Genomic DNA, 20,792 nt, shown 5'->3' with positions numbered 1-20,792 from the left:
AACTCCGGTCCGTCTAGCTAATGCCCAGTCGCTCGAATGCCTCAAGCGGCGCTTCATTTGCCCGCATCAGTGATGCCATGATTGCCGTCATCCTGGATTCTAATGCCTCGTCTTTCAGTGGACGAGCTTGACCAGGATCGTTGAGCAGATCGTAAAGTCGGGTCTCCTTTTCGAGGAGGGCGCCCGGACCGTAGTTCGAATACATCGGCGAGCGCTCGGTGACCGGTACCTTCAAGAGCGGTACGTTCTTCGTCCAGCCAAACGGCTTGGCCAGCGTGGATGACGCGAGTTCCTCCGGCGTGAACCGTTGCGTGATGTGGGTCGGCATCAGCGTGTATTGGAAGATTTCCTGCGTCTCGATGTCTTTCGGGAAGCGATGGTAGGTGTATCGTCCGTCGGTGACGTTCACTGCGCCGCCGAAATAGCCGAATATGACGGCCTCCCTTGCCTGGTCGCGAAGAAGCGACCTTCCCTCCGTCTCCGGAGGCGGCTCAACCCCATACAGATCGAGGAATGTCGGACCGACGTCGATCGACTGGGTCAGACGGGCCACGCGCCGGCCGCCGGGATTACGCGGGTCATGGATGAAGAGCGGGATATGTACGATCTCTTCGTACATATTCATGCGGTTCTTCGCCCAGAAGTCATGTTCGCCGAGCAGGAATCCGTGATCGGTAGTGACGACGAGCGCAGTGTCCTTCCATAGATCGTGCTCATCGAAGTAATCGAGCAACTGTCCGAGAAGGAAGTCGCAGAGAGATACGATCGCATAGTAGTTGGCGCGAAGCTCGTCAGCCTCTTCGGGAAGTTCCTCGACGCGACCATAGCGTGGCCAGTCGCGGATCGGACCGTTCCAGCCCGTCTTGAATGGCTCCTTGAATCTCTCGGGCGCGAAGAAGGGCTCATGCGGATCGAAAGTTTCTATCTGCAAGAGCCAGTTGTCCGCGTCGCGGTTGATATCGAGGAATTCGAACCCACGCGCGAAGCATTGAACGGACGGAAAATCCTCTTCCTTTTTGATGAACTCGCGGTTGATCATATACGGATTGTACTTGCTGATCGGCCCGCTTGCGGTCTGATTATGGTGGTACTTCTCGCGCAGACGCTCCCAATGAGGCTGGACCATCGCCTTCCACGGATCGCTTTCTTGACCCCGGATGAAGTCGAACGTGTTGTAGCGATTGTGGTAGGTCGCGCCGCCGTCCTCCCAATAGTGATAGTGATCCGTGATCAGGTGCGAATGGACGTCCGCCGTCTTCAGTAATTCCGGAAATGCGTTGTCGAATGGTTCGAGCGGCCCCCAGCTTCGATGAAGGAACGTCAGGCGCCCGGTCAGGAGATCGCGTCGCGCGGGCATGCATGGCAGCGAGCCGACGTAGTGCTTGTCGTAGACCGCCGTCCGCGCGGCCAGCCTGTCGAAATTTGGCGTCGGAATGCGTGTTCCACCATAGCCGCCCAGCATATGCCGATTAAGGGAATCAAAAAGTACGAAAACGGTCTTCATGATGAAATCTCCGATGATGGCGGCTGAAGCCGCGCAATTTTCCACATCTGACAAGATCGTTGAAGCCGATCCGTAGCGGCGAAAAACCCCGCTTGCAATGTTTTATTACCGCGTCATAATCATTTTTGCACACGTGCTCATTTTGTCATTCGACCGTTACAGAGGACCCCTAAGAGCGAATTCGTTCGTGCTTTTCATGGGGCCTCCAGGCGGTCGTCAGCAATGGTGATGGCCCGCAAAGAGGTTCACACCGATCATCTGGGAGATGAAGAGATGACTATTCTGCCGACATTGAAGTGCATGACCGTCGCAGTCGCCATCCTGGCCTCGACCACCGCGCTGTCCTTTGCCAAGGACGTGACCATCACGGTCTGGGCCGGCGGCACGGGCCCGAACGACGTCTATCGCCTGGACGCGATCGACATTGCAGCCGAGCAGCTCCAGCGGGAAGCCGCGATCAAGGGCGAAGACCTCAAGATCAAGGTGGAGAAAAAGGCCTATAGCGGCTGGGAGGACTTTAAGCAGGCGATGACGCTTGCCGCGGAAGCCAAGACCGCGCCGAATATCGTCGTCACCGGCCACGAGGACATTGGCCCTTGGGCGCAGTCCGGCCTGATCGTGCCAATCGAGGACTACGTCGATCTCGATTCCTGGCCGCTTAATGACATCTATGAAAATCTGATGACCATCGCCTCCTTCAATGGCACAGTCTACGGCATTCCGCAGGATGCCGAATCCCGCCCGATGTTCTTCTGGAAGCCCTACATGAAGGCAATCGGCTATAGCGATGCCGATCTCGATGCACTGCCGCAGAAGGTCAAGGACGGCAGCTATACAATGAAAAACGTGCTGGAAGACGCCAAGAAGATGCAGGACAAGGGCCTCGTCCAGCCAGGTTACGGTTTCTATCCGCGCAATACCAACGGCCCCGATTTCTGGCAGTTCTATACCAGTTTCGGCGGTACGATGGAAGAGAGTGGCAAGCTCGTCTTCGATAAGGCGGCGATGCAGCGCACCTACCAGTTCTTCGCCGATGCCGTGAAGGATGGCGTCACCAAGAAAAACCATATCGGCATGCCCGGTGATCAGTGGTGGAAGGAAGTCGCCTCCGGCAAAGCCGGCATCTGGCACGGCGGCACCTGGCACTACGCGCGCTATGTCAATCAGGAAGGCCTGAAGGACTTCTTCGGTAATGTCGTCTTCACGCTGATTCCGGCCGGCGAAGGCGGCAAGGCCAACACGCTGACGCATCCGCTCGTCTATCTTCTGACCTCGGGCCACGACAAGGACGACACCGAGATCGCCGCCCAGCTGGTCAAGATCGCCTCCGAGCCGCGCATCAACGTGCTGCATGCGGTCAAATCCGCCCATCTCGGCATTTCGAAGGCCGAAACCGAAATCGAGCTCTACTCCTCCGATCGGTGGACGCGTGAAGCGACCGAGCGCCTGTTGCCCTATGCCAATGCGATGCCAAACAATGCCGATTTCGGCACGTACTGGAACATCATGTGGAAGGGCCTCGAAGCGTCCTGGACGGGCGCCAAGACCCCCGATGCCGCTGCCAACGATGTCGAGAGCGAGCTGAAGAGCACGCTCGGCGACAAGATCGTCATCCGCTAGGCGCAAGCAACGCTCCGGGCGGCGTCGTCCGCCCGGACTCTTTGCGGAGGATGCCATGAGAACGTCCAGAACGCTTGGCCTCGTAATGATCGCGCCTGCAGCGCTCATGATTCTGTTGTTTTTTCTGATGCCGGTGGTGCTGACCGCCGTCTTTTCCTTCACCAGCATGACGACAGCCACGGGCATTTCCGGCGGCGCCTATCAAGTCGCGCCGAACTCTCTCATCGCGCTCAAGGACGAAATGCCGGACGTCGTGCAGCAGCTTACCGAGCCGCGCTACGTGATCGACGAAGAAGGGATCAAGGGCCTCGACGGCCTTGGGCTCGAGCCAGGCATCGCCAAGGAACTGCACGAAAAACACCTCGGCGAAGTCTTCCCCTCACGTCGCGAAGCCGAGCGCATGATCAAGGATCTTGAGGACCGGCCGTCGACGCGGGAGGTCAAGCAAATCTCGGAGCAGTTTAACCGTTCCGTTGCCAATCTGCGATTCTCGAACAAGGAAGAACTCTTCGCCTCGCTCGACAAGTTCGGCATCAAAATGACATCGGAGCAAAAGGAAAGCCTCGCCAAAGCGACCTATACCGGCTGGAGCTGGACGACGGAGAACTTCTCGCGCATCGCCTCCTCGCCGGACATGGCACAGGTCCTCTTCAACACATTGCTCTACGTCGCCCTTGTGCTCGTGCTCTTCAACACGAGCTACGCCATGCTGCTGGCGATCTGGACACACTATATGCCGGATGCGCCGGCGGCGATTTTCCGGTCTGTCTGGCTTCTGCCGCGGATCACGCCCGTCGTCATCTATGTGCTGATGTGGAAATGGCTCGCCTGGGATACCGGCTTCATCTCCACCCTCATGAGCAAATTCGGGTACCCGCCGAAGAACTACCTGCTCGACAACGCTTACAATGCCTGGTTCTTCGTTGTGCTGATCAACGGCTTCATCGGCGCCTCGATGGGCATGCTGGTCTTTTCCTCTGCGCTGAAAGCAATCCCGAAGAGCCAATTCTTCGCAAGCGAGGTGGATGGCGCCAGCCGCTGGCAGCAGATCCGCTATATCATACTGCCGCAGATGCGCTGGCCGATCCTCTTTGTCACCTGCTATCAAACGCTGTCGCTGCTCGCCTCCTTCAACGAAATCCTGCTTTCGACCCGGGGCGGGCCAGGCAAGGCCACTGAAGTCTGGTCCCTTGCCGCCTATCACACGGCACTCAATAACTATGCAGGTAATCTGGAATATGGCCTCGGCGCCGCCATGGCGCTGGTACTCGTGACAATCGGCATAATCCTGTCGCTCGCCTATCTGCGCGTCTTCAACTACGCGGCGCTGGTTGCGCGACCGCTCATCGAGGATTGATCATGGCGCAGAAATCGCAGCCCTCGGCAAACTACCGCACCTGGCCGGTCATTCTGGCGCTCACCATCGTCAGCCTGCCGTTGGTGCTGATGTATGCCTATCTTTTCATCGACACCATCACCGACAAGCAGCCCGCGTCGCTGATCCCGGATTCGCTCACCCTTCGCCACTGGTCATTCCTCTGGCAAACACCGCCCGGAAAACCGAACATCTGGCTGGTGACGCTGAACACGCTTATCTTCACGGCGAGCACAACGACCGTGGTACTCATCGTCTCGTCGATGGCGGGCTACGTGCTGTCACGTTTGAACGTACCTGCCCGCGGCTTCTTTCTCGCCGGGGTCATGGTGCTCCATGCCTTTCCGTCGGTCACGCTGATCATCGCGATCTTCATCGTGCTGCAGATGGTCGGCCTCTATAACTCGCTGATCGGCGTCATCCTTGTGAAGGCTGCCATCGACCTGCCGCTTGGCATATGGCTGATGAAGGGCTTCTACGACAGCGTGCCCTGGGAAATAGAAATGGCGGGCGTCGTCGACGGCGCCTCGCGCTTCCGCGTCTGGCGCAGCCTCGTACTGCCGCAGGTGCGGCCGGCGATCATGGCGCTGGCGCTCTTCTCCTTCCTTTCGGGCTGGGGAGAATTCATCCTGCCGCAGGTATTGGCGCCGGGCGGTCAAGTACAGGTGCTCTCGGTCTATCTTGCGGGACTGATCGCCGATGACAACAACTTCAACTTCGGCACCTTCAAGGCCGTGGGCGTGTTCTATGTGATCCCGGTGCTGCTGCTTTACGCGTTCTTCCACAAGTATCTCATGAATATCTACGGCGGAGGGAGTAAAGGCTGATGCGTATCCTCCTCGACAGTTTCTCGAAGAGCTTCGGCGCCACCAAGGTGATCGAAAACATGACCCTTGAAGTGGCGCATGGGGAGATGCTGGCCCTGCTCGGCCCCTCGGGCTGCGGCAAGTCGACGACGCTCTTTGCTATCTGCGGCATCCATCGCCCGACCGGCGGCCGCATCCTCTTCGGCGACCGCGACGTGACCAACCTTCCGAGTCAGGCCCGCAATGTTGGTGTCGTCTTCCAGTCCTACGCGCTCTACCCGCACATGACCGTTGCCGAAAACATCGGCTTTCCGCTGAAGGTCAAGGGTATGCCCTCAGCCGATATCCGTAAGGAGGTCGACGGCATCGCTACGCTCGTGCAGATCGGCAACTTGATGGGCCGGCGCCCCTCGGAGCTATCTGGCGGGCAGCAGCAGCGTGTCGCCCTTGCCCGCGCGCTGATCCGCAGGCCCGACGTCCTGCTTCTCGACGAGCCGCTCGCCAATCTCGATGCAAAGCTCCGGCTGGAGATGCGCTCGGAAATCCGCCGCATCCAGCGCGAGACGGGCATCACAGCAATCCTGGTCACCCACGATCAGGTAGAGGCCATGAGCATGTGCGACCGCATCGCCATCATGAAAGAAGGCGAGATCATACAGATCGCAACACCGGCAGAGATGTACAACGACCCGCACACCGCCTTTGTTGCCGGCTTCCTCGGTAATCCGCCGATCACCTTCCTCCACGGCGTGGCGGCACAGGGTGCCTTTTCCATTCCAGGCAGCGAGATCAAGGTTCCACTTCCCGTTTCGGTCGCCGCCGACGAAGGAACCAAGCTGATGCTGGGGGTGCGGCCGGAGCACTATAATCCGGCGGGCGACGTGCCGGTCACTGGCATCGTGAATTTCGCCGAAACGCAGGGCCGTGAAAATCTCTATGACGTAAAGCTTGCCGGCGGACCGTTGCTGCGCTCCATCCAGCCGGTTCGCCACGATATCAGGATCGGCGACGAGGTCACCTGGGCAATCGACAGCCGCAACGTGCTCGTTTTCGACGAAACCGGACGGAAGCTCTGATGCAACGCGATTTTTCGACCTTCTTCGAGCGCTACGGCTGGCCTGTCAGCAAGGGCAGGCTGCCTTTCTGCATCGGCCATCGCGGTGCAAGCGGCCATGAGCGGGAGAACACGCTCGAAGCCTTCCAGCGCGCCGCCGACCTGGGCGCGGAAATGTGGGAGCTCGATACGCAACTCACCAAGGACGGCGTGGTTGTGGTCTCCCACGACGATCATCTGGAGCGCGTTTTCGGCATCGACCGCCATATTTCCGAGATGACGGCCGCCGAGCTTGCCGCCCTCGAAGGCGTCAACGTTCCAACTTTCGAAGCAGTCGCAGCACTTGGGCGGCAGACCAACACGGGCCTTTACATCGAGCTCAAGGCGCCGGGCACGGGACTTCTCTGCTGGAAGCATCTCGCCGAAAAGAACCAGCGCTTCGCCTGCCTCGGTTCCTTCGATACAGCGCAGGTCCGCGAGCTGCGCGAGGCGGGCTGCGATTATCCGCTTTCCGTCCTGATCCGCGTCGGTCACGATCCGCATGCGCTCGGCGACGAGGCGGGCGCCGATATCCTGCATCTCTGCTGGGAGAGAGCCGGCGAACGGCCTCAGGATCTGGTCACTCCGGCTTTGATGGCACGCGCGTTCGGCGAAGGCCGCGAAATCGTGCTGTGGCACGAGGAAAGACGGGCGATCCTCGATGAGATAATGAGACTGCCGGTGCTCGGCATCTGCACGGATTTGCCGGACATGATGCGCACCGCGCCTGGTGGGGATGGAAAATTTGGCGGACAAGGATAAAGGACCGCGCCGGGTAACGTCCTTCGACGTGGCGCGCGTGGCAGGTGTCTCGCGCGCGGCCGTATCGCGCGCCTTCACGCCGGATGCGAGCGTTTCGTCAAAGACACGCGAAAAGGTCTACCAAGCGGCCAAGGAGCTGGGCTACCGCGTCAACTATCTCGCGCGCAGCCTGACGAACAAGCGCTCCGATCTCGTCGGCGTCGTCGCGGCAGGGCTCGACAATCCGTTCCGCACGCTTCAGATCGAGCATCTCACGCGGACGCTCATTTCCCGCAATTTCCGTCCGATCCTGCTGCCGACCTCGAAGGAGGCGGATACGTCGACCGTCATCGGCCAGCTTCTGCATTATGCCGTCTCCGGCGTGATCGTCACATCGGACGCGCCGCCGACGGAGATTTGCGAGCAGTGCGCCGCCGACGGCGTGCCGATCGTGCTGATCAACAAGGGCGACGACATCCCCTTCGTCGATCGCATCGTTTCCGATGACCGCACCGCCGGGCACCTGGCCGCCGATCACCTGATCGATAAAGGCGCCAAGCGCCTCGCCGCGATTGCCGCGTCCTCTGTCTCGTACACGGCACGCCGCCGCAGCGAGGCCTTCCTTGCCCGCTGCCGCCAGCGTGGCCTTGAGGCACAGCTATTATCCGCCCCCGTAAACGACTATCGAAGCGGCTTCGAGACGGCGTCTGGGCTTGTCTCCTCCGGCATCGACGGCGTCTTCTGCGCCAATGATTACATGGCCTGCGGCGTGATCGACCGGCTGATGGCGGGCTGCAGCCGTCAAGACGCGCCCGCCATACGCGTCATCGGCCACGATGATATTCCCCAGGCAAGCTGGGCCGCCTACGAACTCACGACCATCCGCCAACCCTGCGACCTGCAGGCCGAAAGGGCCATCGACCTGCTAACTAGCCGAATCGCCAAGCCCGACATGACGGCGCGCATAGAATTCACGCCCGTTTCGCTGATCACGAGAAGGACTGCCTGATGAGTTCCGCATTCGATTCCTCCGCCCTTGAGGCCCGTGCCGCGGCTGCGATCGAGATCGCCCGCCGTGTTGGCCGCGAGGCGGCTCGCTTCCGCAGGGAAATGGGTTCCGAATTGAAGGTCGAGAACAAGGGCCTGCAGGATTTCGTAACCATAGCCGACCGCAATGCCGAGGAGGCCATTCGCGACGGGCTGCTTATGCTGTTCCCGCAAGACACCTTCATGGGTGAGGAAACCGGCGGCGGAGCCGGCAGGGCTGGAACCTGGGTGGTCGACCCGATCGACGGGACGACGAACTACATCCGCGGCTTCAGCCACTGGGGTGTGTCGATCGCCTTCTGCGCCGAGGACCGTCTGGAGATCGGCGTGGTCTACGACGCCGCGAAGGATGCGGTTTTCTCGGCGATCCGCGGCCGAGGTGCCTTTTGCGAGGGGGCTCCCATTCATGCCGCAGCGACGAACGATCCTGCCAATGCCATTTGCATCCTCGGCCATTCGCGCAAGACGAGCTTCGACGAACACCTTGCGGTCTCTCGGCGGCTGCATGAATGTGGCATGGACTATCGTCGCATGGGTGCCGCAGCGATCGACCTTCTACGTGTGGCCGAGGGAGCGGCCGATCTCTATTACGAGCGGCACCTTAACGCCTGGGATATGCTCGCAGGCGCGCTGATCGCGCGCGAAGCGGGCGCGACGATCGCCATACCCGCGCTCTCGGCGCTCCTGTCTGAAGGCGGCCCGGTTGTTGCCTATTCACCGGGGCTTGCCCGACAATTCGAATTTCTTCTGGAAATCGAGGGTCTGGCGCCGGTAACGGACTGATCAGACCGTCGCGCGCCGTTTCCAGGCGCGCTCTGTGGCAGGGGCTTCGTCTGTAGTCACCTCATCCGGTTTCAGCGCCATCAGCGCCGAAAAGTTCATCCATTCCTGGTCGTCAAATCCCGCGTCCGGATTCTTCAATGTAAAGGTCCAGGCATCAACACGCCGTCCCTCGGCCCGGCAAAGGCCGATCATGTCGAAACCGTCGGAGTGGGCGCGCAGGATCAGAGGCCAGTGAAGGTAGACGATGTCCGGCTCCGTCGGCCCGCGCAGGTCGGTCAAGAGTTCCCGCTCAACGGCGGCCAGACCTTCCCGTTCGTAGATATCGGCCAACTTGTCGGTAGGATCGATACCCCGCTTCAGATGCGGCAGGCGCTCTTTTACCGCCACGATCAGGTCAAGGCAGGCACCGCTGACCACCACCGAAGCGGCGATGTTGCTGAAATGCGCCGTCAGATGCGTAACCCCCTGCTCACCGATCGTCGCGTAATCGTCCTTCATGTCGAACTGCAGCGACGCACGCGGATGGGCCATTTGCATCATGGCAGAAAGATCTTCGCTGAGGATCAACGGCCGCCCGCCTTCCTGCATGCGGACGGAAAGCAGTTCTTCCATCATCTTATCGGCAATTGGCCCGCGTCCCGTCGTCTCGCCCTCCAACACGGCGTCGTGCAGTACGACGAAGCCTCGATCTGCGCGCACACGAAGATCGAGCTCCATCGACGCGCCCTCCTTGAAGCCCGCCCGCATGGCCTCGCGCGAGAAAAGCGGGTCCCGCATGCTGCGCCGCAGGCGGTGCCATTTCAGGCGCGTGCAATGGCCTCCATGGTGAATTTCCAGACCCAATTCGCTCATGTCGCTAGCCCCTTCGTTGCCCCCTGTGTTGGCGTGGACCGGAACAATTTGCAAGGGGGCGTAGCACAAAGGCGCGCGGCTAATGACGATATCTGCGAGCTTGCTCAACCCGATGAGGGCCAGCAGTTCCCCTGTCGGCGTTTCGGTTCTCTAATCTCGCACCAGCACCGCGTCGCTTTTCAACCAAAATGGTGCCAGATAGAGCGGGGTCGATGAGAAGGGCAGGATTTCATCCCGAAGCTCGACCCCAAGGCTGTTCTTCATAAACTCGCGGCGGAGCGCGATACGTCGCGCGGCTTCCGGATGTTTTGCAGCGAGCTCATCGCGCAGGCTGCGGTCTGCGAAGACGACCGTGTCTTCACAATTCAAAGCCCAGCCAGTCGGAACAGGTGTGGGGATGACATCAACCTGAAAGAGCATGCCCGAACGAATTTTATCGGTGGAGCCCGGGCGAACCGGCGTATTGGTCCATTCTTCGTAGCCGCCCAGATGGCCCGGATTGAGGGCAGACTTCAGGTTCGCTTCGGCCAGCTTGCCGACCACGGCGTCATGGAGCGTTCCGCCCGATACGCCGATCGACGCCGTCTCATACCAGGAAATCAGTCCCTGAAAGTAACCCTTGGCGATGGAAAGAAATTCGTCGTTTCCGTCATCCAGCAAACCGGCACGGGAAGATAGCGCTCCCCAATGCCCAATGGCTGTGGTGACGCCGTCTCCCTTGTTCAGCTTTCGGCCGGTCGCACTCCGAAGACCGATTACGGGCTCTCGACGGCTCGCCGAGGCGAACATGGTATGAACGTTCAGCGCGTCACCGGCGTAACCCATGCGTGATACTGCATCAAACTCGGTATCACCGACCTTTGCCCCTGATACAATTCGCCATGTCGCAAGCGAGCAGCGAGTTGCCGCCCACTCGAACTGTACGATCTGGTCGACGTCAAGCGACGCCGCAAGGCCATTTTCCGGGTGCATGATCACTCTGGTCTGATCGGTAACCCGGCCAGCGGGACCCACGACCCGCTGAAGCGCCTGAACGTAGACAGCCGGAACAAAGAAGCCCGTATCAGCCTGCTGATCTTCATATTCTTCAAGGTATTTCCATCCAATGAGGCCGACGTGGTCGCCAGACTTGATGCCCGCGTCAGCGAGCCGGTCCGCAAAACGCGGGTACCGGCTTCTATCCTGTCCCATGAGGCTGAGCGTCTGGCTGAGCAGAACGTCCAGACCCGGCAAACGTGCGAGTGGCGCGTAGCTTTCTGATTCATTGCCCGTGATCAATACGCGCTTGCCCGCCGGACCCAAGAGAAGAAATGCTTCCTCGAAGCGTGGCTCGAAACCGGTGAGAAAGGCGATATTACCGAAGTGTTCACGATCAGCATAAACGGCCAGCCAGTCGCATTTGGCATTTGCATATGCTGCGTTGGCGCGAGCTTCGTAGGTTGGCGAAGGTACCAACGGCTTGTCACCAACCGCGCCGAAATCCGGGAGCGCGACTGTCTTGAGAGAGATCGTCATTTCCGTTCCTTTGTCGTTACGCGCGTGAGATCAATCGCTGTAGATGCTTAAAGTTTCACTGCACCTGCCGGGCGACCAAGGAACAGAGATCGTCGATCGCCTCCCGTCAGAGTAAGGCAGCGTAGTTAAGACGGTACGAAGGTACGGTTCCTTACCCAAGGTTCCAATATCAATCAGATCTACGGAAAGTTGGGGCCGTCCGGAACTCCGCAAATCAAGAGATCGAACTGGCCCCGCAACTGCTCTAGCCCCGTTTTTCACCGAGACGGGCAAGCACGAAATCGTACTGGACGTGCCAGAAGTCGCCATCGAATTCATAGGCCCTGGCGCGATCGGGGTCATCGATACGCCGGAACTCGGCAAGCAAGCTCTTCTTCACGCCGAACACCGCATCGGAGTTGATGTAGGGATCATCGGGGTCGAAGATATGGGTGATCAGTGTTTCGAAGCCATCGGCCTTGATAATGTAGTGGAGATGCGCCGGCCGATTGGGATGGCGGCCCAGCGTTTTCAGCAGTTTCCCGACCGGACCGTCGTCCGGGATCGGATAGTATTTGGGTTTCACCGCCCGGAACCAGTAGCGCCCGTCCGGGCCGGTACGGAACACGCCCCGCAGGTTGAAGTCCGGCTGAATCCCCTTTTGCTGGACGTCGTAGAAGCCCTCGTCGTTGGCCTGCCAGACATCCAGCAGCGCATTGGCGATCGGCTGCCCGTCGGTATCCACGATCCGACCTTCGATCACCATATCCTCGCCCTTCTGGTCGAGGCAGATGTTCGCCCCCATCGGCAGTTCCGGCGCGTCGGCAACGTGAAACGGACCAAGCACCGTGCTCTCCGATGCACCGGAGGGTTTGCGGTTGTTGATCGCGTCGACCAACATCGAGACGCCAAGAACATCGGACAGCAATATAAACTCCTGCCGCCACTCGTTGCACATCTGCCCCGTGCGCGTGAGAAAGAGAATGGCCTGCACCCACTCATCCTGCGTCGGCTCGATTTCCTTGACCGCCTCATGGAGTTTTCGGGTGATGACTTCCATCACCTGTTTCAGGCGCTCGTCTTTAGCGTTCTCATTTCTGCCGGTTACGACGGCGACAGAATCTTCTTCCGTGAAGAAGCCCTTTTCATGTGCTTCCATGATGCTCTCACTTATCAAGAACGGATTTCAGGACGCGGCGCAGTTCGGCCTCCGGATCGGAGACTACTGAATCTGCACGCCAGGCAACGTGGTGATCGGGTCGCACCAGAATGGCGCCGGAATCCCGGACTTCGCGCGCGCTGGCCCAATCGCCAACTAGATCCTGCCATTGCTGGCGCGGTCCGATCATGTGCGTGGCGATCCGGATATTGAGCTCCTTTGCGAGCGCCTTGGCGGCCGCGACCCAGCTGTCTCCGCCGATGCCGGTCAGAATGGTGAAGACGCCGTGACCGGTTAGATCAAGGGTCGAGGCTTTGTCGCCGCTATGATTGAACAGCCAAGCGTGCGGCAGGCGCGCGCCGGGCCACGTCGTCGGCTGATAATGAAGTTCCTGATCTTTTGTGAAGGCCGGCTCTGGCTGGCCGTCGGTGATGATCGCATGCGACTTGTAGCGCTGGTTCATCTCGACGCCATGGGCATCGAACTCGTAGACTTTGTAGGCAATCGCTTCCCGGATCGCTTTGCGCTGCTTTTCCGCCTCTGGCGTGTCCTTGCAGCGGGAATCCATATTCTCCTGCATCTTGACGGGATCGACAGAGTCCAACAATCCGAGCGCCTTGAATATCGGGCCGAATTCTTCGATCGACTTGTTGGCCCGGGTCACGATCTGCTTGGCAATCGGCGCACGCTCGGCATTGTAGGTATCCAGCAGACCCAATCCGGCCTGCCCCTTCAGCACCATGGACAGCTTCCATGCGAGATTGAAGGCATCCTGGATCGATGTGTTGGAGCCCAGTCCGTTCGACGGAGGATGGCGATGCGTTGCGTCGCCCATGCAGAAGACGCGTCCGTTCGACATCGTCGTCGCATACATGTTGTTGACGGTCCAGGTCGAGACCGACTTGATCTTCGGCTGAAGCTCCTGATCGCCGACGAGTTCGCGAACGACCTTGATGGCGAAATCCTCGGTCACTTCTGGCGCCGGCTGGTTGATGTCGTAGCCCCAGACGATCAGCCATTCGTTCCACGGCCGCACCATGCGCACCAGACCCATCCCGATGCCGCCGACATCGGCGCCCGGCTGCAGCACCCAGTAGAGCACCGAGGGGCGGTGCGCGACATGGCGCGACAGATCAGCCTCGAACAGGATATTCATCGAGCCGCCGACGCCCATCCGGCCGTCGAAGGAGAGCTTTGCGTGCTCGGCGACCTTCGAGTTGCTGCCGTCGGCGCCAATCAGGAACTTGGACCGGACGGTAAGTTGCTTGCCGGTCAGCCGATCCAGACATGTTGTCGTGACGCCCTCGGCGTCCTGTTCATGGCTGATATACTCCGTCGACATGCGCGGCTGTGTCCCGCGCGAGCAGGCTGTCTTGAAAAGCAGCGGCTCCATGAAGGTCTGCGGCAGGTCGTTCATCAAGCTCGGTGAGGAGAGCTGATGTTCGGCGCGAGACAGCGGATGCTTGCCCCAGCTCTTCATGCGGCCGATTTCCTCGCCTGTCAGCGAGGTACAGAAGACATTCTCGCCCATCAGATCCTGCTCGGCAGCGAACATGTAAGCTTCGTCCTCGACATCGCGGCCAAGATCGCGCAGCACCTCCATCGTGCGCTGATTGGTGATGTGGGCGCGCGGGGTGTTGGCTAGCCATCGGTAGCGGTTGATCACCAGGTTCTCGACGCCGTAAGTGGATAGCAACGCTGCAGTTGCCGAGCCCGCCGGGCCGGTTCCGATGATGAGTACATCCGTTGTGATATCAGCCATTTGGCTCTCCTATTTTTTTGTGTTCGATGGGTCCGCCCTTGAGGATTCGGCGAACCGGAAAAAGCTGGATGCCAGCGCGGTCGGAAAACAGGCCCCAGAGCCCGCGCGGCGCAAAAAGCATTGTGACAATGGCGACCAGACCCAGGATCAAAAGATACCAGGAGCCATAGCCGGCAAGCAGGTTCTGCAGAAGGAAGAAGACGATGACGCCGACGATCGGTCCCTCGACCGTGCCGATGCCGCCGATAACGACGATGAAGATCACATAGGCCGTCCAGTCGAGCACTGAGAAGGCTGCATCCGGCGAGATGCGTTGCTTCTGGACATAGATCAGAGCGCCACAGCAGCCTGTCAGAAATGCCGCCGTCAGATAAACCAGGGTCTTCATGCGCCGCGCATCGACGCCGACGGCGCGTGCAGCCTGCTCATTGTCCCGGACGGCCGCAAGACCAAGCCCGTGCCGTGACCGCAGCAACCCGTAGATGGCCCCGATCGTGGCCAGGGCGAGCAGCAGCGCAAGCCAATAGGTCAGCGCATCGCCTGCCTCCGCCGATTTCATCCGGAAGAGCGATTTCAAAGATTCGACGCCGATCATCTCGCGCGTCGCGTCCCGCGGCAACGATGTGCCGGTGCCCCCGCCGAGCGCCTTCCATTGAGCAAAGAGTAGGCGCCCGACTTCGGCGATGACCCATGTGCCGATGGCGAAATAGGGACCGTAGAGGCGGAAGGTGAAGAAGGCGGTAGGCACTGCGACGATCGCCGCGAAGAAGCCGGCGATGATGACTGCCGCAATCGGGTCCAGCCCGAGCAGGCTGACAAGGGCAAACATCGCGTATGCCCCACAACCGACGAAGAGCTGCTGGCCGACCGAAATCAGGCCGGCATATCCGGCAAGCAGGTTCCAGCATTGCGCCAGCACCAGCATGGTGAGGATGAAGAACAGGTCCTGGACAGCGCCGCGCGATACCAGAAGCGGAGCCAGGAACGCGAGGATCACCACGATCGCAGCCACGACGGCGAAGGCCGCGGATGCGCCCGTGCGGGTCTCGACTTTGAGGGTTGGTGCGAGCAACTGTTCCATGGAGTTCAATCCACTGCGCGCGGGAAAAGGCCGCGCGGCTTGAACAGGAGGACGAGAAGGAATGCGAGATGTCCGGCTAGGATCTGCCATTCCGGATTGATGGCCGCACCGACCGTCTGCGCGACACCGAGGATGATTCCGCCGACCAGCGTTCCCCAGAGCGAACCCAACCCGCCGATGATGACGGCCTCGAAGGCGTAAATCAGCCGGGCCGGTCCGGAGGTGGGATCGAAATTGGCACGCGTTCCGAGATAGAGAGCCGCAATAGTCACCACCACCATGGCAAGCCCCGTCGCCATGGCGAAAATGCGTTGCGGCCGGATGCCCATCAGGCCGGCCGTGGTGACATCGTCCGACGTGGCCCGAAAAGCCCGACCGATCGACGTGCGATAGATCAACTGGTTCAGCGCGACGATGACGAGGATTGCCGAGGCAAAGGCGAGCATCGGCATGACACCTGCATTGATCGGCCCCAGCGGAACGGAGGCTGTCTCGAGCGCCCCTGCCGAGATTCGCCGGCTGTCAGCCGTAAAGCCTTCCAGCAACCCGTTCTGGATGACAATCGAAAGACCGAAAGTGACGAGCAGCGGCGGCAGGATATCCTTTCCGAGCGTGCGGTTGAGTAGATAGTATTGAAGAATCCAACCGGTGGCGAACATGAGGGGAGCCGCAACAAGCGCGGCCACGAAAGGATGAAGCCCCAACAGGGACACAAGCGACAGGATCAGAAAGGCCGCGAAGACGATCAAGTCGCCATGGGCTAGATTGACCAGCCGCATGATGCCGAAGACCAGGCTGAGCCCCGCCGCAAAGAGTGCGTACAGACCGCCGAGTAAGATGCCTTGCGTTATCGTATCAAGCCAGTTCATGGCCATCTGCTCCGAAGTAAGCCTTGTGAATGGCATCGCGGTCGAGGTCGCACGGCTTTCCAGAGAGCGTGATGCGGCCCTCCATCATGCAATAGACCCCGTTGGAGACCTTGAGCGCCTGAGCGATGTCCTGTTCGACGATGATGATCGCAGCTCCCGTTGCCCGGATCCGCGGGAAGGCGGCGTAGATGTCGCGCACCACCACCGGCGCCAGCCCGAGGCTGATCTCATCGCAAAGGAGCACGTCCGGGTTCGACATCAATGCCCTGCCAATCGCCACCATCTGCTGCTGACCGCCGGACAGGGCCGTGGCAGGATTGCGCCGACGCTCCTTAAGGATCGGAAACAGCGCATAGATGCTCTCCAGCGTCCAGGGGCCTTTGGTCTTGCGGCCATAGGCACCAATCAGCAGGTTCTCCTCCACGGTCAATGATGGAAACAGCCGCCGGCCTTCGGGCACCATCGCGATTCCTCGAGCCAGGACATCCGGGGCGTGCAGCGCGCCGACCGCCTCCCCCCGATAGCGGATGGAATCCGGTTCGTTCTTGAGGACGCCCGATAGCGACCGCATCAGCGTGGTCTTGCCGGCCCCGTTCGCGCCGATGATCGCCAGCGTCTCGCCCGCTTCGAGGCTGATATCGACGCCGAACAGCGCCTGGAAATCGCCGTAGGAGGCCGTCAGATCATGGGTTTCGAGAAGTGCCATCACACATCGATCCCCAGGTAGATCTCGCGGACTTCTTTCGAGTTCATGATCTCGTCGGGTTTTCCGATGCCGATCACCCGACCGAAATGCAGGACGAGCAGACGCCCGACCACTGCATTGAGCGCATGCAGGACGTGCTCGATCCAGATCACCGCAATGCCTTTGTTGTGCAGGCCTCGGATCGTCGCGACCAGCGCCCGGCACTCGCCTTCCGTCAGCCCACCGGCTATCTCGTCGAGGAGAAGGAGTTTCGGATCGGTTGCCATCGCACGGGCCAGCTCCAACCGCTTGCGCTGCAGCAGCGTCAGACTGCCGGCCGTTGCATTGGCCTTGTCGATAAGGCCTGTATCGATCAGGATTTCCGCACAGCGATCGGCGAGCTCCCCTTCCCGCTTCCGCGCGCCGAACGATCCGGCCACCAGCAGGTTCTCGAATACAGTCAGTTGGTCAAAGGGCTGCGGAATCTGGAACGTGCGGCCCATTCCGGCAAAGCACCGCGCCATCGGCGGGGTTCTGGTCACATCGGATCCTCTGAAACGGATCGCCCCGCCGTCTGCTGCAATGTTGCCGGTGATCAGATTGAACAGCGTCGACTTGCCGGCGCCGTTCGGGCCGATGATTCCGAGCGCCTCTCCGTCTTCAACGGCGAAGGAAATCTGTTCGGCGACGGTCAACGCGCCGAACTTCTTCGAAACGCCTTCCAGCTCCAGTATTGGCATCCAAATCCTCCCAGCAGGAAGCCGCCTCAACGACTTCCTCCTTGATCTACGAACGCTGACGCGCTCAGGCGATCGGCTCCATTTTTCCGCCAGTCGGAATGTTGGGAGCCGTGGCATTTTCGACGATGACGAGATCATAGCCCTTGCCGCCCTGCTTCAGCCGCCACTGACCTCCGACAAGGGGCGTCTTGGCCACATTCTTCTGGGCGAAGGGCGGCAGTTTCTCGTTGCCCCAAGCGATCGGGCCAACGAGCGTGTCGAGCTTTGTTTCGCCGATGACCTTGGCGACATCCTCGCCGTCGCTGGGATCGTCGGCACGTTTCATGACATCGACCGCAAGCTCGAAGAGGGCGTGCGCAAATCCGATTGGCTGCGTCCAGGGCCTGCCCGTTGCTTTGGTGAAAGCATCGGCAACCTGAGCGGCAGTTTCACCCGTCAGCGACGACTTGAAGGGGTGGCTTGGCGTCCACCAGACCTCGGTCGAAAGATTGTGGCCGGCATCGCCGAGCGATTCCACCGTTTGAGGGAAGAGCAGCGCCTTGCCGACCGACGCAACCTTCGGCTTGAAACCCTGCTGCTTCGCCTGGTTCCAGAAGGTCGTCAGATCCGGTGGGATGACGACGCCGGTGACGATCTCGGCGTTCGCCTGCTTGAAGGCGTTGATCTGCGCCGAGAAATCATCTGAAAGGTTCTGGAAGCGGCCGGGATCGGTCAGCGTATAGCCGAGCTTCTCAAGTACCGGCGGGAAGCCCACGACCTTGTCGCCCCATGCGTTGCCGTCTCCGTCGTTCGGGAACAGTCCGCCGACCTTCTTGTTGGTCTCGACCTGGCCCCACATGCCGGTAAAGACGGCGATAATGTCCTCGAGCCCCCAGAAGAAGTGGTAGGCGAAGTTGAACGGCTTCCAGGAACTAGGGTCGCCGGGATTTGCCTGCTGGCCGATGAACCAGGGCTGCCACGGCGCTACCGTGGAAATGCAGGGCATCTCTTCGGCTTCGCAGGTCGTCGACACCGGGTTGGTGGTTTCGGGCGTCGAGGAAACCAGGACCAGGTTCACCTCATCGGTAACGATCAGTTCCTTGGTCACCTCGGCGGCGCGATTGGGATTGGACTGGCTGTCCTTGACGACGACCTCATAGTCGAGGCCCATCTTCTTGGTCGTCGCCAGAAAGTTCTCGATCACGAACTTGTCCGCTTCGCCGAAGGCCGCGAGCGGTCCGGTTTGCGGACTGACGTAGCCGAGCTTGATTGAGCTTTTCTGTGCGAGCGCCGGCAATGCCAGCCCGGATGTCGCGGCAAGCACGCCGGTGGCCGCAGTCTGTTTCAGGAATTCGCGTCGTGTTGTCATTTCATTCTCCTCCCATTCCCCCTTGTATGATGATTAATTCTCCGGGCGTCGGCCCTCCCAGGCCCGCTGCAGCAACGCACGGATCGATGACCGGTCGATCGGCCGCGGATTCCAGTAGGGATTCTCAACGGCAATCCGGCCCGCCTTATCGAGATCGGCTTCGGTGAGGCCGAGATCGCGGAGCGCCAGCGGCGCGCCGATCGATTTCGCGAAATCCCAAAGCCCGCCGCCGACCGAGCCGCCGAAAATCTCCGCCACAGGCTGAAGGAGATCTGGCGCCGCCACGGCATTAAAGGCGGCAGTGTGCGGCAGCATGATCGCATGCGTCTCGGCATGCGGCGTATCGAAGGTACCGCCAAGCGTGTGGCAGATCTTGTGATGCAGCGCCATGCCGACCGTCCCAAGGACCGCGCCGCAGAGCCAGGCGCCGTAGAGCCCTTCGGCCCGCGCCTCGATATCGCTTGAGGCCGCCAAGATTTCCGGAAGTGCGGACCGGAAGGCGCGCAAGCCCTCGATGGCCATAAGGGTCGAGATCGGGTTGCGATCCTGCGCGTAGAGCGCTTCGACAGCATGAGCCATAGCATTCAGGCCCGAGGTCATCGACAGGCTGACCGGAAGACCGGTCGTCAGCGTGGCGTCATAGATCACCACCTCGGGCAAAATCTTCGGATCTTTCACCGTCGTCTTGCGGCCGCTCTCGGTTTGCCCAAGGATCGGCGTGACCTCCGACCCTGCGTAAGTCGTCGGAATGACGATCTGCGGCAGGTCCGTGCGATAAGCGATGGCCTTGCCGAGCCCCGTTGTCGAGCCGCCGCCAAGCGACACGACACAATCGGCTTGGTTTTCGGCAACCACTTTCATCGCCATCTCGGTGACATCGACAGGCGTGTGCATGACCGCACCGCTGAACACGCCGACGGCAAGCGAACCCAGCCGCTCCACCAGTGCCTCGGCATCCGCCTTCTGCTGGGGAGTCGAAAGCACCAGAGCACGCTTGCAGCCCAGCTTCTTGATCCATTCGCCGGCGGTGGCGCTCTTGCCTTCGCCGAAGACGATATGGGCAGGACTGCCGCTATAAACGAAATTGCGGTTCATGCCCCTGTCCTCTGTTTTGCCCGGACCATGACGAAGGTCAGGTCTACCCGCCATGAGCCTTGGCCCTGCCGCTCAAATGTGCGCACCAGTTCCGGCTTGACGCTGAAGATCGCATCCTCGGCGAGATGGGGGTCACTGCCGTCGTAAATATGCGTGGTGATTGTCTCGAAGCCCGGCGCCTTGATCATGAATTGAAGATGGGCGGGCCTGCTCAGGGGATAGCCTGCCTGCCTGAGAAGCTTTCCGACCGGGCCGTCATCGGGCACACCATAGCCGCTGGGCTTGATCGTCCAGTAATGAAACCGTCCATCGTCGTCCGTTTTAAAACGGCCGCGTAAATTGAATTCCGGCTGCAGGTCCGGCTGCTGGTTTTCGTAAAACCCCTGCGCGTTGGCCTGCCAGGTAATGATCTCGGCACCGGCAACGGGATCGCCATCCAGGTCCTGGACGCGTCCAATGACCTCCAGCTTTTCGCCGACGCCGTCAAGCGAGATGTTCCCGCCGGAAGCCACTTGCGGCACGTCGGCACGAAAGAAAGGGCCGCGGACGGTATTGGGCGTCGCCGTCTTAGGACGGCGCGAATTGATTTCCTCGACAAGCGCCGAAGCCCCGAGCAGGTCCGAAAGCAGCACCCATTCCTGCCTCCGCTCATCACTGGCGTGCCCAACATCGGTGAGGAATTCGATGACCTTGCGCCAGTCGGCCTGCGTAGGCCGCAACTCGCGGATGATCGCATGA

General features: G+C 60.4%; 19 protein-coding genes. 7 read left to right on the top strand and 12 right to left on the bottom strand.

The window, feature by feature from the left end:
• Positions 1-13: 13 nt before the first annotated feature.
• Positions 14-1,504 carry a sulfatase gene (locus tag ACPYOJ_RS16490; protein WP_481417233.1) on the bottom strand — a complete coding sequence of 497 codons (1,491 nt, stop codon included), beginning with the start codon at positions 1,502-1,504 and terminating at the stop codon, positions 14-16.
• A 273-nt stretch (positions 1,505-1,777) separates the two neighbouring features.
• On the opposite strand from ACPYOJ_RS16490, the gene ACPYOJ_RS16485 reads away from it, so the two are divergent.
• From ACPYOJ_RS16485 to ACPYOJ_RS16455, 7 genes are read left to right on the top strand one after another with little or no spacing between them, the layout of a single operon-like run.
• Complete coding sequence (locus ACPYOJ_RS16485; protein ID WP_481417232.1) at positions 1,778-3,124, top strand: extracellular solute-binding protein; 1,347 nt, start codon at positions 1,778-1,780, stop codon at positions 3,122-3,124.
• Between the two features lie 55 nt (positions 3,125-3,179).
• Positions 3,180-4,481, top strand: coding sequence for a carbohydrate ABC transporter permease (locus tag ACPYOJ_RS16480; protein WP_481417231.1), 1,302 nt, complete (start codon positions 3,180-3,182; stop codon positions 4,479-4,481).
• Positions 4,482-4,483: 2 nt separating this feature from the next.
• Positions 4,484-5,326 carry a carbohydrate ABC transporter permease gene (locus ACPYOJ_RS16475; RefSeq protein ID WP_481417230.1) on the top strand — a complete coding sequence of 281 codons (843 nt, stop codon included), beginning with the start codon at positions 4,484-4,486 and terminating at the stop codon, positions 5,324-5,326.
• Complete coding sequence (locus ACPYOJ_RS16470) at positions 5,326-6,381, top strand: ABC transporter ATP-binding protein (protein WP_481417229.1); 1,056 nt, start codon at positions 5,326-5,328, stop codon at positions 6,379-6,381. The genes ACPYOJ_RS16475 and ACPYOJ_RS16470 overlap by 1 nt, the downstream gene beginning before the upstream one ends.
• Positions 6,381-7,160 (top strand): glycerophosphodiester phosphodiesterase, encoded by a 780-nt coding sequence (locus ACPYOJ_RS16465; RefSeq protein WP_481417228.1) that lies wholly within the window; start codon positions 6,381-6,383, stop codon positions 7,158-7,160. The genes ACPYOJ_RS16470 and ACPYOJ_RS16465 overlap by 1 nt, the downstream gene beginning before the upstream one ends.
• Entirely contained in the window at positions 7,144-8,148 is a 1,005-nt protein-coding gene (locus ACPYOJ_RS16460) for a LacI family DNA-binding transcriptional regulator (RefSeq protein ID WP_481417227.1), read from the top strand. Before ACPYOJ_RS16465 ends, ACPYOJ_RS16460 begins: the two co-directional genes overlap by 17 nt.
• Positions 8,148-8,969 carry an inositol monophosphatase family protein gene (locus ACPYOJ_RS16455; protein ID WP_481417226.1) on the top strand — a complete coding sequence of 274 codons (822 nt, stop codon included), beginning with the start codon at positions 8,148-8,150 and terminating at the stop codon, positions 8,967-8,969. The genes ACPYOJ_RS16460 and ACPYOJ_RS16455 overlap by 1 nt, the downstream gene beginning before the upstream one ends.
• Here the strand turns inward: ACPYOJ_RS16455 and ACPYOJ_RS16450 are convergent, their stop codons facing one another.
• The 11 genes from ACPYOJ_RS16450 to ACPYOJ_RS16400 form a co-directional block, all read right to left on the bottom strand.
• The gene (locus ACPYOJ_RS16450; RefSeq protein WP_481417225.1) at positions 8,970-9,821 is read right to left on the bottom strand and encodes a glycerophosphodiester phosphodiesterase; all 852 of its coding nucleotides are present in this window, start codon (positions 9,819-9,821) and stop codon (positions 8,970-8,972) included.
• 150 nt (positions 9,822-9,971) lie between these two features.
• Positions 9,972-11,336 carry a M24 family metallopeptidase gene (locus tag ACPYOJ_RS16445; RefSeq protein ID WP_481417224.1) on the bottom strand — a complete coding sequence of 455 codons (1,365 nt, stop codon included), beginning with the start codon at positions 11,334-11,336 and terminating at the stop codon, positions 9,972-9,974.
• A 244-nt stretch (positions 11,337-11,580) separates the two neighbouring features.
• Positions 11,581-12,474 carry an intradiol ring-cleavage dioxygenase gene (locus tag ACPYOJ_RS16440; RefSeq protein WP_481417223.1) on the bottom strand — a complete coding sequence of 298 codons (894 nt, stop codon included), beginning with the start codon at positions 12,472-12,474 and terminating at the stop codon, positions 11,581-11,583.
• Positions 12,475-12,481: 7 nt separating this feature from the next.
• On the bottom strand, positions 12,482-14,236 hold the full coding sequence (locus ACPYOJ_RS16435; RefSeq protein WP_481417222.1) for an FAD-dependent oxidoreductase: 1,755 nt from the start codon (positions 14,234-14,236) through the stop codon (positions 12,482-12,484).
• Entirely contained in the window at positions 14,229-15,317 is a 1,089-nt protein-coding gene (locus tag ACPYOJ_RS16430; protein ID WP_481417221.1) for a branched-chain amino acid ABC transporter permease, read from the bottom strand. Before ACPYOJ_RS16430 ends, ACPYOJ_RS16435 begins: the two co-directional genes overlap by 8 nt.
• Before the next feature lie 5 nt (positions 15,318-15,322).
• Positions 15,323-16,186, bottom strand: coding sequence for a branched-chain amino acid ABC transporter permease (locus ACPYOJ_RS16425; protein ID WP_481417220.1), 864 nt, complete (start codon positions 16,184-16,186; stop codon positions 15,323-15,325).
• Entirely contained in the window at positions 16,173-16,892 is a 720-nt protein-coding gene (locus ACPYOJ_RS16420) for an ABC transporter ATP-binding protein (RefSeq protein WP_481417219.1), read from the bottom strand. The genes ACPYOJ_RS16425 and ACPYOJ_RS16420 overlap by 14 nt, the downstream gene beginning before the upstream one ends.
• Positions 16,892-17,611: an ABC transporter ATP-binding protein gene (locus ACPYOJ_RS16415; protein WP_481417218.1), complete on the bottom strand. Its 720-nt coding sequence runs from the start codon at positions 17,609-17,611 to the stop codon at positions 16,892-16,894. The genes ACPYOJ_RS16420 and ACPYOJ_RS16415 overlap by 1 nt, the downstream gene beginning before the upstream one ends.
• Before the next feature lie 64 nt (positions 17,612-17,675).
• Positions 17,676-18,959, bottom strand: coding sequence for an ABC transporter substrate-binding protein (locus tag ACPYOJ_RS16410; protein ID WP_481417217.1), 1,284 nt, complete (start codon positions 18,957-18,959; stop codon positions 17,676-17,678).
• A 33-nt stretch (positions 18,960-18,992) separates the two neighbouring features.
• On the bottom strand, positions 18,993-20,054 hold the full coding sequence (locus tag ACPYOJ_RS16405) for a maleylacetate reductase (protein WP_481417216.1): 1,062 nt from the start codon (positions 20,052-20,054) through the stop codon (positions 18,993-18,995).
• Positions 20,051-20,792: dioxygenase family protein (locus ACPYOJ_RS16400; protein WP_481417215.1), on the bottom strand; the 742-nt coding region annotated here is incomplete at its 5' end. The genes ACPYOJ_RS16400 and ACPYOJ_RS16405, both read right to left, overlap by 4 nt.

The sequence above is a fragment of the Rhizobium sp. SVR5-9E genome (assembly GCF_056755095.1).
This window is presented reverse-complemented; position numbering and strand designations above follow the sequence as displayed.